Annotated in this window: 12 protein-coding genes; 6 read left to right on the top strand and 6 right to left on the bottom strand. The window is 62.1% G+C overall.

Annotation, left to right across the window (positions count from 1 at the left end):
- Positions 1 to 73 precede the first annotated feature (73 nt).
- The 6 genes from ggt to CK228_RS16560 form a co-directional block, all read right to left on the bottom strand.
- Entirely contained in the window at positions 74 to 1,660 is a 1,587-nt protein-coding gene (gene ggt, locus CK228_RS16585; protein ID WP_095788539.1) for a gamma-glutamyltransferase, read from the bottom strand.
- Positions 1,661 to 1,790: 130 nt separating this feature from the next.
- Positions 1,791 to 2,483, bottom strand: a complete 693-nt coding sequence (locus CK228_RS16580; protein WP_095788538.1) for an ABC transporter permease — start codon at positions 2,481 to 2,483, stop codon at positions 1,791 to 1,793.
- Positions 2,480 to 3,193 (bottom strand): ABC transporter permease subunit, encoded by a 714-nt coding sequence (locus tag CK228_RS16575; protein WP_095788537.1) that lies wholly within the window; start codon positions 3,191 to 3,193, stop codon positions 2,480 to 2,482. Before CK228_RS16575 ends, CK228_RS16580 begins: the two co-directional genes overlap by 4 nt.
- Before the next feature lie 74 nt (positions 3,194 to 3,267).
- Positions 3,268 to 4,119 (bottom strand): transporter substrate-binding domain-containing protein, encoded by an 852-nt coding sequence (locus CK228_RS16570; RefSeq protein WP_095788536.1) that lies wholly within the window; start codon positions 4,117 to 4,119, stop codon positions 3,268 to 3,270.
- Between the two features lie 89 nt (positions 4,120 to 4,208).
- The gene (locus tag CK228_RS16565) at positions 4,209 to 4,850 is read right to left on the bottom strand and encodes a GntR family transcriptional regulator (RefSeq protein ID WP_095773293.1); all 642 of its coding nucleotides are present in this window, start codon (positions 4,848 to 4,850) and stop codon (positions 4,209 to 4,211) included.
- A gap of 264 nt (positions 4,851 to 5,114) precedes the next feature.
- A complete protein-coding gene (locus CK228_RS16560; RefSeq protein WP_095788535.1) occupies positions 5,115 to 5,768 on the bottom strand; it encodes a glutathione S-transferase family protein in 654 nt (217 codons plus the stop codon).
- A gap of 176 nt (positions 5,769 to 5,944) precedes the next feature.
- Here CK228_RS16560 and CK228_RS16555 point away from each other — a divergent pair, with 176 nt between their 5' ends.
- From CK228_RS16555 to CK228_RS16525, 6 genes are all read left to right on the top strand, one after another.
- Entirely contained in the window at positions 5,945 to 6,475 is a 531-nt protein-coding gene (locus CK228_RS16555; protein WP_095788534.1) for a dihydrofolate reductase family protein, read from the top strand.
- A gap of 251 nt (positions 6,476 to 6,726) precedes the next feature.
- Positions 6,727 to 8,580: an ABC transporter ATP-binding protein gene (locus tag CK228_RS16550; RefSeq protein WP_095788533.1), complete on the top strand. Its 1,854-nt coding sequence runs from the start codon at positions 6,727 to 6,729 to the stop codon at positions 8,578 to 8,580.
- Between the two features lie 113 nt (positions 8,581 to 8,693).
- Positions 8,694 to 9,251 (top strand): XRE family transcriptional regulator, encoded by a 558-nt coding sequence (locus CK228_RS16545; protein ID WP_095788532.1) that lies wholly within the window; start codon positions 8,694 to 8,696, stop codon positions 9,249 to 9,251.
- A gap of 13 nt (positions 9,252 to 9,264) precedes the next feature.
- Positions 9,265 to 9,789 (top strand): GNAT family N-acetyltransferase, encoded by a 525-nt coding sequence (locus tag CK228_RS16540; protein ID WP_095788531.1) that lies wholly within the window; start codon positions 9,265 to 9,267, stop codon positions 9,787 to 9,789.
- Positions 9,790 to 10,060: 271 nt separating this feature from the next.
- A complete protein-coding gene (locus CK228_RS16530) occupies positions 10,061 to 10,747 on the top strand; it encodes a response regulator transcription factor (protein ID WP_095773287.1) in 687 nt (228 codons plus the stop codon).
- 1 nt (position 10,748) lies between these two features.
- Entirely contained in the window at positions 10,749 to 12,038 is a 1,290-nt protein-coding gene (locus CK228_RS16525; protein WP_095788529.1) for a HAMP domain-containing sensor histidine kinase, read from the top strand.
- Positions 12,039 to 12,114 lie beyond the last annotated feature (76 nt).

The raw sequence follows: 12,114 nt of genomic DNA, 5'->3' as shown, positions 1-12,114 counted from the left end.
AAGCCCTGGGAATGGTTCCGACCCCGGACAATTGTCCACGACCGGAAGCCGGTTCTCCAATCCCCGAATCACCTCAATATCCCAGCGCCATCCCATCCTTGCGCGGATCGGAGGCGCCGGTGAGCGTGCCTTTCTCCCAGTCGATCAGCACCGCCTGCCCGCCGCCAAGCGGATGCTGCGGTTCGACGACGCAATGGCCGCGCTTGCGCAAGCCTTCGATCGTCTCGGCGGGAACGTTGCGCTCAGCCTCCACGGTATCATCATTGTAGAACACACGCGGCGCATCCAGCGCTTGCTGCGGATCCATGCCGAAGTCGATCATGTTGGTCAAAAGATGGACATGGCCGAAAGGCTGGTAGCCGCCGCCCATGACGCCGAACGGCATCACCACGCGGCCGTCTTTCGTCGCCATGCCAGGCATGATCGTGTGCATCGGCCGCTTGCCGGGCGCGATCGCGTTCGGGTGCGCCGGGTCGAGGCGGAAGCTCGAGCCACGGTTCTGCAGCACGACACCGGTCTTCGGGCCGACGACGCCGCTGCCGAAGGAATAGTAGGTCGAGTTGATGAAGGAGACCGCGTTGCGGTCGCGGTCGACGATCGAGATATAGACCGTGTCGCTGCCGGGCAGCTCCAGGCGCGGCAGACGCGTCATGGCGCGGTCGCGGTGGATTTCGGCGCGCAGCCGGTCGGCATAGGCGCCGGACAGAAGTTGCCGCACCGGCACATCAACCTGGTCCTGGTCGGCGACGAAGCGATCGCGGTCCTGATAGGCCAGGCGTCCGGCTTCGATCTCCAGATGCAGGCGCTCGGCGCCGTTGGGGTCGAGCCCGCCGAGCTTGAAGCCCGACAGCACGTTCAGCATGAGCAGCGCCGTCAGCCCCTGATTGTTCGGCGGCATCTGGTGGATCTCATAGCCGCCATAGGTGGTCCCGACCGGCGTCACATAGTCGCCTTTGGTCGCCGCGAAATCCTCGTGGCTATGCAGCCCGCCCAGTTCATTGAGCCGGCGCACCATGTCGTCGGCAACGGCGCCCTCGTAGAAGCCGGCGCGGCCCTGCTTTGCGATCACCCGCAAGGTGGCGGCGAGTTCCGGTTGGCGGTGGACATCGCCGGCCTTCGGCGCCTGGCCGCCCGGCAGGAAGATGCGCGCGGCATGCTCGTCGGCCGACAGGTCGGTCTCCGGATCGGCCCAGTCGAAGGCGACGCGGTCATGCACGACATAGCCGTTCTCGGCATAGTGGATGGCGGGCGCCAGAACTTCGGCCAGGCTCTTGCGGCCATGGTCTTCCAACAGACGGCTCCAGGCATCGACGGCGCCCGGCACGGTCACCGCGTGCGGTCCCTGTTTCGGAAGTTCGTTGAAACCCTTGTCGAGGTACCAGTCGACAGTCGCCTTGGCGGGCGCGCGGCCCGAACCGTTGAAGGCCAGCACGTCGCCTTGTCCCTTCGGGCAGTAGAGGACAAAGCAATCGCCGCCGATGCCGGTCGATTGCGGCTCGACGACGCCCTGCACGGCGGCGGCGCAGACGGCTGCGTCCATGGCATTGCCGCCGGCGCGCAGCATGTCGATCGCGGCAAGGGTCGCAAGCGGGTGCGAGGTCGCGGCAACCGCTTGCGTGGCACGAACCGGCGAGCGGCCGGGAAACTGGAAATCACGCATTCTGTCTTTGTATCCCTTGGTCTGATGGATGCGACGTTGCCGCCATGGCGTAACACGACACGGCAACGGATCGCTTCGGCTTCTCGACACTGCTCATTTTGCCAATTCTCCTCGTTACGCCAGACGCCTATCAGGCTCGGCCTCGATAAGGCGTTAGCCAGATTTCCAGCGCGTTCAGTGCCGAGATGATCGTGAAATTGATGGTGAGATAGATCGTGCCCGCGGCCACGAAAACCTCTACGGCGCGATAGGTCTGCGAAATAAGCCCCTGGGCGATGCCCGTCACTTCCATCAGGGTGACGATCGATGCAAGCGACGTACCCTTTACCATGAGGATGATCTCGTTGCTGTAGCTCGGTATGGCTTGGCGCAGCGCCAAAGGCAGAACGACGAGACGCAGGGTCTGGAGCCGTGTCATGCCAAAGGCAGAGGCCGCCTCGACAAGGCCGCGCGGCACACCCTGTATCGCACCCCGCAGGATTTCGCTGCCATAGGCCGCGGTATTGAGACTGAGCGCGATGATGGCGCACCAATAGGGCTCGCGAAACAGCCACCAGAGCCCAACTGCCTGAAGTGTGGGGCGGAACTGGCCGAGGCCGTAATAGATGAGGAATATCTGGACGAGCAATGGCGTGCCGCGGAAGACGGCAACGAAGGAGCGTATGGGCCAGACCAGCATCCGATGATTTCCCTGCTGCGCCAGCGCGAGCAACAGGGCCAAGGCGAAGCCTATTCCGATCGACAACCCCGCAAGTTGCAAGGTTAACGGCAAGCCGGAGAGAAGGGTGGGAATGATCTCGACAAAGAAGGCGAAGTCGATCATGCGTGGACCGTGCCTCGCCGCGCCCGTGCCTCGCCGTAGCGGAAGACCGATCCGGTCACGGTAGCGATGAGGAAATACAGCGTCGCGGCTGCTATATAGAAGACGAAGGGCTCCCGCATCGATCCCGCGCCGATTTGAGATTGCCGCATCAATTCCACCAAGCCGATCACGGAGATCAAGGCCGAATCCTTGAGCACAAGCTGCCAGACATTTCCGAGGCCCGGCAGGGCGTGCCGCATCAGTTGAGGCACGATGACGAGACGCAGCGATTGGAACCGGGACAGGCCGAGCGCCTTGCTAGCCTCAAGCTGGCCGAGATCGACGGCGAGATATGCTCCGCGATAGACCTCGGCTTGATAGGCGCCCGAAATGATGCCGATCGCCAGGACGCCAGTCGCAAATGTCGGCAGCCCGACGAAGCCTGCGCTGCCGAAGAATTTACCGATCTCAGTCAATGCTATGCTGCCGCCATAGTAAAGCAGGTAGATCGTCAACAGATCGGGCACACCCCTGAACACCGTGCCATAGCCCTTGGCGACCCATGACGGTAAAGCTCTCGTGGAGAGCCGGCCTGCTGCTGCAACCGCGCCGAAGAGAGCGCCGAGCAGGAAGCCGAGGACTGACAGCGCAAATGTCACGCCAGCTGCCAGCAGCAGGGCTCCGCCCCAGCCGCCCTTACCCACGGAAAGGATATGGAGTGCGTCCGTCATGTGAAACCTGATCGTTCAGGGCGGCACCCGGCCGATCGGTTGATACCAATCGGCCGGACAGAATACACACGTGGCTACTTGACCGGCGTCACGTCCGTTTTCACCCATTTTTCCGAGATACGTTTAATGGTCCCGTCGGCAATGGCGGCGCTGATCGCGTCGTTCAGCATTTCCTTGAGCTTGGCGTCTTCCTTCCTGAGTCCCGCACCCGTTCCGGCGCCGAACAAGCCGCCGACAAAGCCCGGACCTGCAATCGTGAAGCCCGAGAATTCGGGTTTTGCGAGCGTCGCGGCGAGCGCTGTCTTCTGAGCGAATATTGCATCGATGCGGCCCGCGGCCAGATCGAGATCGTGCTGCTCGGTCGTCTTGTATTCGCGAATCTCCACCGTGTCGCCGAAGTATTTCTTGAGGAATTCGAGCATGGCCGTGGCCGCCTGGACACCGACCACCTTGCCCTTCAGCAGGGGCTTCAACTTGTCGACCGCGGCCTTAGAAGCAGCCTCATCGTCTAGTTTGAATTTCTCGGTCGAAGCGCCGAGCTTCCCCAGATCGCTATCCTTGGCGGCTGCGAACCCGCCCGGGTCGATCGCATAAGGCTGGGTGAAGTCAATGGTCTCGAGGCGTTTCGGCGTGATGAACATGCTGGCCATGATCACATCGAACTTGCCGACCTTCAGCGAAGGAATAAGTCCGTCCCAGTCCTGAGCGATGATGGTGCATTTGACCTTCATCCGCTCGCAAAGATTGTTGGCGAGTTCGATCTCCAGTCCGTCGAGCTTGCCCTCTGCGTTGGTGAAGTTCCACGGTGCGTAGGCGCCCTCCGTGGCGATGGTTATGGCCTTGGGCGCATCCTCGGCCAATGCGGTGTGCATGAAGCCGAGCATGCTGAGTGCTGCGGCAACTGCGGCCAAACGACAAACTTTCATGTGGTTCCCCTTTTTTGATAGGTGATCGATCTGTTCCTACGTCCGGCCGCATTGCCGGTTCGAGGCCATTCTTGTCCGGCCGGCGTTCGTCACCGGCTCGGACTCACGAACTCGGCCAGCATCGGTGCTGTGCTGAGAATATGATCCTGCATCACCTTTTCCGCGTGAAGTTCGTCGCCTGAACGCAAGGCCGCGATCACGGCGGCATGCTCCTCGCGCGCAGAATGCGGCTTGTCACAGTCGTCGAACCAGATGCGCATGTAGGGCTCTATCACCACATGCAGCGCCGATATCTGATGGATAAGCTTGGGCCTCCGGCTTAGCGCACAGATACGGCCATGGAATTCCTGGTGGCGGACCACCCAGTCGCTGCTGCCGCTCTGGCCCGCGCGTTCCATGCGCTCGAGCAGGCGATCGAGTTCCTCGAACTCCTCCTCATCGATCCGGGGCATCGCCAGCCTTACGGCCAGTCCCTCCAGAACCGAGCGAATTTCGAAAATCTCGTAAAGCTCATCGACCGTCAGGCCTGCGACCACGCATCCACGATTGGGCCTCAGAACCACCAGCCCGTCGGAGGCCAGGCGCCGAAAGGCTTCCCGCACCGGCATGCGACTCATGCCGATCTCGGCGGCAATCTCCTCCGGAATAAGCCTGTCGCCCGGTTTGTAGCGGCCGAGGCGAAGGGCTCTCTGAACGTGCCTGTACGCCTCTTCCTCCGCAGTGGAGGACATCTGTGGTTCTGCCGGAAAGGCTGCTGGCACGGCGCACCTAAAAAATATTTTTGTATCCACGTATTATCAAATCCAAATTTTATTTCATCGTCAATACCCCCGGTGACGACGTTCAGAAACCGATACCGGTGCAGTGCACCACCGGCACGATCTATTTCCGGCCGGGCGAGTCTTTGGGATGGTGCCGCCCTGGGCGTGGCAAATCAGACCGGCTACGACTCCAAATGGGACGACAACAGGCTAAAGCGCGAGGCATGAATCCGTTCAGGCGCGGCACGCTTTGGCGGACGCCTCGACCCACGCCCGCGTGGCCTGACAGCTTTCCATCGCCCGCCCGAAGGCATCGCGTTCGCTGAGCCGGGCCATATAGGTTAGCTCGGCGGCACCGAGGGCGACTCCGCCAAATCCGCGGGCCAGCTGTAATGCGTAGTAAGCCGAGATGTCGGCGGCGGTGAACCTGTCGCCGGCCAGATATGGCGAAAGCGCCAGCTGCCGGCTCACCAGTCCCAGCCGGGTCTGGAACACGCGGAGAGCCTGGCGGGCGCTCCAGTTCCTTCGCTCCACCTCGGGTGCAAAATTGCGGGCGCCGCCGACGAAATAAATGGGGGCCGCGAGGCCGGCTTCGCCGAGGTGGAGGAACTGCTGGTACGCGGGGAATACAGGATCTTGCGCGCCTGGCGCCAGCGGCGTCGGCCCATAACGCGCCATCAAGTATTCCATGATCGCAATCGACTCGACCATGACGACGTCGCCGTCCCGAATAGCCGGGATGAACCCGCCAGGGTTGATGGCCATGAACTCCGTGTCGTCCTGGACGCCGGCCGCCAGGTCCACGGGCCGCAACCGGTAAGCGAGCCCCATCTCCTCCAGCAGCCAGACAACCCGAAAGCCTCTGCCTTCCCCGAACACCGTGATCATGAGTACGTCTTCAACTGATTGCAAATGGCAAGCGGTCTTTTATCAGCGAACTGATCCTGTTTTGCAAGCGGGGACCCCAAAAACCAATTGCGATCCAAAATCGGTCGATCTAGCCTACAACCGATTGCATAATACAATCGGAACCGAACGGACGTGCCGGTGAGAAAGGATGGGGTATGGCCAAGCTCGTGTTCGGAATGAACCAGTCCCTGGACGGCTATGTCGACCATATGGCATTTGCGCCAGGCCCCACGCTCTTCCGCCACTTCATCGAGGAAGCTCAGGCGCAGGCGGGCAGTGTCTATGGCCGCCAGATGTATGAAATCATGCGCTACTGGGACGACGATCATCCTGAATGGAATGCGGACGAACGCGCCTTCGCGGCGGCCTGGCGGAGACAGCCGAAATGGGTCGTCTCGCGCTCGTTGAAGTCGGTTGGCCCCAACGCCAGGCTTGTCGGGGATGATCTGGAGGGCGCGATCCGGGAGTTGAAGGGGGAGCGCGACGGGGAGATTGAAGTTGCCGGCCCGAACCTGGCGCAAAGCCTCACCGAACTTGGCCTGATCGATGAGTATCGGATCTACCTGCACCCCGTCGTGCTGGGGCACGGCAAGCCCTATTTCGCCGGACCCCGGCCACCACTGCGCCTCATGACCCATGATCGGATCGGCGAGGATGTGATCAGGTTGACCTACGTTCCCGCATAATCTCGCGCCGCTGAAGTCCAGTCTTGTGTTGGGCCAAGGCGACGGGGGACGGGTTCGCTTTGGCGGCGAGCCCGGACGACATCGCGCATGGCGGCGCGGCGCTGCCGCAAGCCGGACCGCTCGCTGTTGGAAAGCAGCTACCCCTTCATGACATTTGCCGGAGATGTTCTAATTGTGGTTGCGGCCGGCAGGTGATCCTATTGCGGCAGTTGAGTCCTCGCCCTCGGTTCCATCCAGAGCTCAAGCGCACCATGTCGATTTCCGATACGATCTACCGCCCGTTCGAAAACTTGATCCAGCCGCTGGATATTCCCTACCGGCCGCTGCCCGCCAAGGGGCCTGTGGCCGTCCTCCTGCACTTCATTTCGATGTTTCGCGGCGTGCTGATTGCCCTGGCGCTTTCCTCCATGGCGATGGAAGCCATCAATCTGACGATCGTCTGGGGGCTTTCGGTCATCGTCGATGGCGTCACGCAACAGGGCGCTTCAGCCTTCCTGCATAGCGAATGGCCGCTTCTGACGTTCCTCGGCCTGCTGATCTTTCCGGCCATGCCGGTGGTCTCTTTCCTGCTCAACACGCTGACTTCGCACACGCTCGGCGTCGGCATGCCGGCCGCCATCCAGTGGCAGGGTCACAAGGCGGTGGAACGGCAGGATCTCGCCTTCTTCCATGACCTTTATGCCGGTCAGGTCGCCTCGCGCCTGCAGCAGGTGGCATCTGCCGTCCAGCAGCAGATCATTGCCGCGTTCCAGTCCATTCCACGCTTCCTGCTGCAGTTGGTTGGTTCGGTGGTCCTGCTCAGCGCGCTGTCCTGGCAGCTTGCCTTGCCGGTGGTCGTCTGGATCGCGCTGAACGTGGCATTCACCGTCAGGGTCGTTCCCACCTTTGCCGAGCGCTCGCGCCGCACCGCCAGGCAGCGCAGCATGGTGGCGGGCGCCATCACCGATCTCTACACCAACATGCAGATGATCAAGCAGTTCGCCGCCGAGGACAGCGAGGCGGGCGCTATCCGTCGCATCATCCAGCAGGCCGTGCACACCCAACACAGCGAACAACGCATCTACCGTACCTCGGAACTGACTGTCGTCGTCCTCAACATGACGCTGTGGCTGACCACGCTTTCGATCGGATTTTCCGGTCTCGTCAATGGGTTTCTCTCCATCGGCCAGTTTGTCGGCGCCGTCTACATCCTCCAGCGCCTGTCGACACAGATCTTCACATTCCTGCAGATGGGCCAGCAGATCTTCCAGGCGATCGGCACGATCAAGGACGCCATGCCGGTCATGACGACCCCGCCCACCATCACCGACTGGCCGGATGCGGCCCATCTCAAGGTCGAGACCGGCGAGATCCGTTTCGAAAACGTGCGCTTCGCCTACAAGGCCGGAAAGCCGGTCATCGAGGATCTGTCGCTGAGGATCCGCCCGGGCGAGAAGGTCGGCCTCGTCGGCCTCTCGGGCGCTGGCAAGACCACGCTCGCGAACCTGCTGATGCGCTTCTACGATGTCAGGGAGGGCGCAATCCTGATCGATGGACAGGATATCCGCGCCGTCAGCCAGGCAAGCCTTCGGCGCGCCATCGGTGTTATCGCGCAGGATGTCGCGCTGCTGCATCGTTCTGTCGGCGACAATATCCGCTATGGCCGGCCGGAGGCGAGCGAACAGGAGATCCAAGAGGTGGCCAAGATGGCCGCCGCCGATGCCTTCATCGCCGATCTTTCGGACGCCGAAGGCCGCAAGGGCTATGAAGCCTTCGTCGGCGACCGCGGCATCAAGCTGTCAGGCGGCCAGCGCCAGCGGGTCGCCATCGCCCGCGTGTTGTTGAAGAACGCGCCGATCCTGGTGCTCGACGAGGCAACCTCCGCCCTCGACAGCGAGTCCGAGGCTGCCATCCAGGAGAGGCTTAACCTCGTGATGGAGGGAAAGACGGTGATCGCAATCGCACATCGCCTCTCGACGATTGCCATGATGGACCGGATAGTCGTGCTCGAGCAGGGCCGGATCGTCGAAGAAGGAAAGCCGGACGAACTGGTCAAGCAGGACGGCCTGTTTGCACGGCTGTGGAAGCGCCAGACAGGTGGCTTTCTCCCTGAAGAGATCGCCTAGCCTGGAAACGCTCCCGTTTTTCCGCGTGGGTGTCCATCAGATGAAGAGGATGACTTGGCCAAGCTGACAGGCTCGCGCTTGCAATTTCCCTTATTTGGGATATTTTCCCACATATGGACACAGCCTCACCCCACTTCAAAGCCTTGGCCGACCATCTTCGCCTGCTTCGAGCAGATCGTGGACTTACCCTTCAGGAGCTCGCGGCAAACAGCGGGGTCAGTCGGGCGACGCTGTCCCGGATCGAGAATGGCGAAGTCAGCCCAACAGCGGAAACGCTTGGTCGTCTGGCATCGGCTTTCGCGTTGCCGCTTTCCCAGCTTCTGGCGCCGCTCGAGCCGGACTTTCCCCCGCTTGTCCGCCGCGCTGACCAAAGCATATGGTCGGACCAGGAGAAGGGCTTCACCCGCCGTGCTCTTTCGCCGCCCAGCGGGCGACTGAAGCTGGAAATGATCGAGTGCGAGATCGCGCCCAACCAGCGCATCGTCTACGAGCGGCCCGCTCTTCCGGGGCACGAACACCACTTGGTGCTTTTGGCGGGTGCGCTTGTTTTGATCGCCGATGGCGTTCGGCACGACCTGCGTCCCGGTGACTGCCTGCGCTATCGGCTGCGCGGCGCCTCTTCCTTTGAGACCGGCGAACAATCGGCCCGCTACATTATCGCCATGGCTTAAGGAACCGCCATACATGGAAACGCAGATCATTGAACTCGACGGTCTCGCCATCGAGAAAAGGCTGGGGGAGCTTTCCAGGGTTCTCGCAGACAGCGTAGCCGATGGCGCTGCGATCAGCTTCATGGCGCCCATGCCCTACGAGGACGCGGCCCGGTTCTGGTCGGGCGATGTTCAGCGTGAGGTCGCCGCGGGACGCAGAGTGCTTTTCGGCGCGGAGCGGGGCGACGAGATCGTCGGAACCGTCCAGCTTCTCACCGCCATGCCGCCCAACCAGCCGCATCGCTGCGAGATCGCAAAGATGATCGTCCATCCGCAAGCACGCAGGCTCGGCATCGGGCGAGCCCTGATGAATGAAGCGCTGAATCGCGCGCGTGAACTGGGCAAAACCCTCGTAACTCTCGACACGCGAACCGGGGACGCCGCGGAGCCGCTATACGCTTCCGTTGGCTTCGAGGTGGCTGGTGTGATCCCTGACTTCGCCTGGGACCCGGACGGCAAGGCGCTGCACGCGACGACCTACATGTTCAGGCGGATATAGTAGGTGCCAGCGGGTCTGAGTTTCGCCGGCATGAGCCGGTAATCGGCGATGCGCGCCGATCTCATCGCCGCTATGAAAGCGAGGCGGACCGGCGAAGCCAAATTGAAAGCCGACGGATCTCGGCGGTAGTCGGACGCGCCCGGTGTCGCCGGTCCATGCGTGGCCGGGTGAACCTTGAGCGCGGTCAAGTTGTGTTAAGCTGGGTAAAATCCCGCCGCCCGCGCGCGTTTGTGCCTTATGGGTGACCGGCGTGAATGACGGACGGAGTGCAATGAACAAGGTCCTCCTCATCGACGACGATGTCGAGTTGACGACGCTGCTGCAGGAATACCTGGTCGAAGAAGGGTATGACGTCGCGACAGGCACGGACGGCGGCACGGCGATTGCCGCCGCCGCGCGCAACGCGGCGGACCTGATCGTGCTCGATATCATGATGCCCCGAATGAACGGGATCGAGGTCCTGCAAAGGATCAGGAAGCTGAGCCAGGTTCCCGTGCTGATGCTGACGGCGAGAGGCGATGACATCGACCGGATATCCGGCCTGAACCTCGGTGCCGACGATTATGTGACGAAACCCTGTTCGCCTGGAGAACTCGCGGCCAGGGTGCGCGCCATCCTTCGTCGTGCGAACCAGCCTGCCGCCGGCGCGGCCGCCGAAACGCTGAGGGCCGGACAACTGGTGGTTCATCCAGGCAACAGAACCGCCGAATGGAACGGACGGCCGCTGGAGCTTACCGGCACGGAGTTCAGCCTGCTCGAAGTTCTCGCCCGCAATGCCGGCCAGTTGATATCGAAGCAAGACATCTCGAAACGGGCTTTTGGAAAGCCGCTGACCCCGTTCGATCGCCGCATCGACGTCCATATCAGCAGCGTGCGTCAGAAGCTCGGCCTCGGGGAAGATGGACAGTCGCGGATAAAGTCTGTCCGCGGCCAAGGCTATCAACTTCTTTTGGACTGACATGCCCCGACTGTTCAAGAAGTTCTTCGTGATAACCTGGCTGACGCTTGCCGGGTCCGTCGCGATCATAATCGCGACGCTCAACTTCTTCGAGACGCTTCCTTCCGCTTCGAAACTGGAACGCCAGAAGCGCGAAGTCGTCCTCGACCTGACCGAGAACCTGCTCGTCAAGGACGGTGAAGAAGCCGCCCGGCGCCTTGCCCATGCGAGCGAGGACACGGTACCGGTCGGCCTCACGATCTCGCGGATCGCGGAGACCGGCGCATGTGCCGACAGGAGCACGGCGGAGACAAGAACCGTCCTGAAGGACGGGAGTTGCTACCGGATCTCCGTGCCTCGGCAAGGCAATGCCATTCTCGACAAGCTTGGTCCGTTCGTACCGGGGTTCGGTATTCTGATTTCGAGCGCGATATCGGCGGCCGCGCTCGCCCGATATCTCATTCGTCCTGTCGTCCACCTTCGCGACGGCCTGAGCGCGCTTGCCCATGGCCGTTTCGACGTCCGCATCGGGCACAAGATGGCAGGTCGCAAGGATGAGGTCTCCGCACTCGCGCATGACTTCGATTCCAGCGCCGCGCGGCTGCAGGAGCTGCAGGATGCACAGCAGAGACTTTTCCACGACGTATCCCACGAACTGCGCTCCCCGCTGTCACGTTTGCAGGCCGTTGGGGGTGTCCTTCGGCAGAGTCCGGGCAAACTCGATGCCATGCTGGACCGCATGGACCGGGAGGTCGAACGGCTCGATGCGCTGGTTGGCGAAGTGCTCACTCTCGCCAGGCTGACAGCCGGTTCCCGGCTCCCGCTGAAGACACAGACGCTGGACGTGATCGATCTCCTGAACGAAATCCTGGGCGACGCAGCGTTCGAAGCCCAGGCACGCGAGGTTTCGATCACCGCCAATGTTGACGACAGCTTCCTTGCCGAGGTCGAAGGCGAGCTGATCTACCGGGCGCTGGAAAACGTCATTCGCAACGCCGTCAAATACACCGCCGAACATTCGCAAGTCACCGTGCAATGCCAGACGACAGGCGACCTCCTCAAGGTGCGCGTCGCGGATCAGGGGCTGGGCGTCGGGCGAGGCGAACTCGAACGGATCTTCCAGCCATTCTCCCGCGGGAACGACGCGGCACCGGGAGGCGGCTACGGGCTTGGCCTTGCGATCGCCAGGCAGGCGATCGAGTGCCATGGCGGGCGGGTATACGCGTCGCTACCGGATGTCGGCGGCCTGGCCATCATGCTGGAGATTCCCCGGCGGCCGGCGATGAGCAGTCCGGCGAACGATCGAGGCTGATCGCAAGTTTTACCCAACTTTACACTGCCTTTACGGCCATTAACGCCGGCATCGCTAAAGCTGGACCGTGATCCCG

The organism is Mesorhizobium sp. WSM4312 (genome assembly GCF_002294875.1).
Lineage (GTDB): Bacteria > Pseudomonadota > Alphaproteobacteria > Rhizobiales > Rhizobiaceae > Mesorhizobium.
Note: the sequence above shows the minus strand (reverse complement) of the source record. Positions and strands in the feature narration are given on the sequence as shown.

What these genes read in the sequence shown, in the direction of transcription:
- ggt (WP_095788539.1), bottom strand. Translation starts at nt 1,660, where the DNA reads ATGCGTGATTTCCAGTTTCCCGGCCGCTCGCCGGTTCGTGCCACGCAA.
- CK228_RS16580 (WP_095788538.1), bottom strand. Translation starts at nt 2,483, where the DNA reads ATGATCGACTTCGCCTTCTTTGTCGAGATCATTCCCACCCTTCTCTCC.
- CK228_RS16575 (WP_095788537.1), bottom strand. Translation starts at nt 3,193, where the DNA reads ATGACGGACGCACTCCATATCCTTTCCGTGGGTAAGGGCGGCTGGGGC.
- CK228_RS16570 (WP_095788536.1), bottom strand. Translation starts at nt 4,119, where the DNA reads ATGAAAGTTTGTCGTTTGGCCGCAGTTGCCGCAGCACTCAGCATGCTC.
- CK228_RS16565 (WP_095773293.1), bottom strand. Translation starts at nt 4,850, where the DNA reads ATGTCCTCCACTGCGGAGGAAGAGGCGTACAGGCACGTTCAGAGAGCC.
- CK228_RS16560 (WP_095788535.1), bottom strand. Translation starts at nt 5,768, where the DNA reads ATGATCACGGTGTTCGGGGAAGGCAGAGGCTTTCGGGTTGTCTGGCTG.
- CK228_RS16555 (WP_095788534.1), top strand. Translation starts at nt 5,945, where the DNA reads ATGGCCAAGCTCGTGTTCGGAATGAACCAGTCCCTGGACGGCTATGTC.
- CK228_RS16550 (WP_095788533.1), top strand. Translation starts at nt 6,727, where the DNA reads ATGTCGATTTCCGATACGATCTACCGCCCGTTCGAAAACTTGATCCAG.
- CK228_RS16545 (WP_095788532.1), top strand. Translation starts at nt 8,694, where the DNA reads ATGGACACAGCCTCACCCCACTTCAAAGCCTTGGCCGACCATCTTCGC.
- CK228_RS16540 (WP_095788531.1), top strand. Translation starts at nt 9,265, where the DNA reads ATGGAAACGCAGATCATTGAACTCGACGGTCTCGCCATCGAGAAAAGG.
- CK228_RS16530 (WP_095773287.1), top strand. Translation starts at nt 10,061, where the DNA reads ATGAACAAGGTCCTCCTCATCGACGACGATGTCGAGTTGACGACGCTG.
- CK228_RS16525 (WP_095788529.1), top strand. Translation starts at nt 10,749, where the DNA reads ATGCCCCGACTGTTCAAGAAGTTCTTCGTGATAACCTGGCTGACGCTT.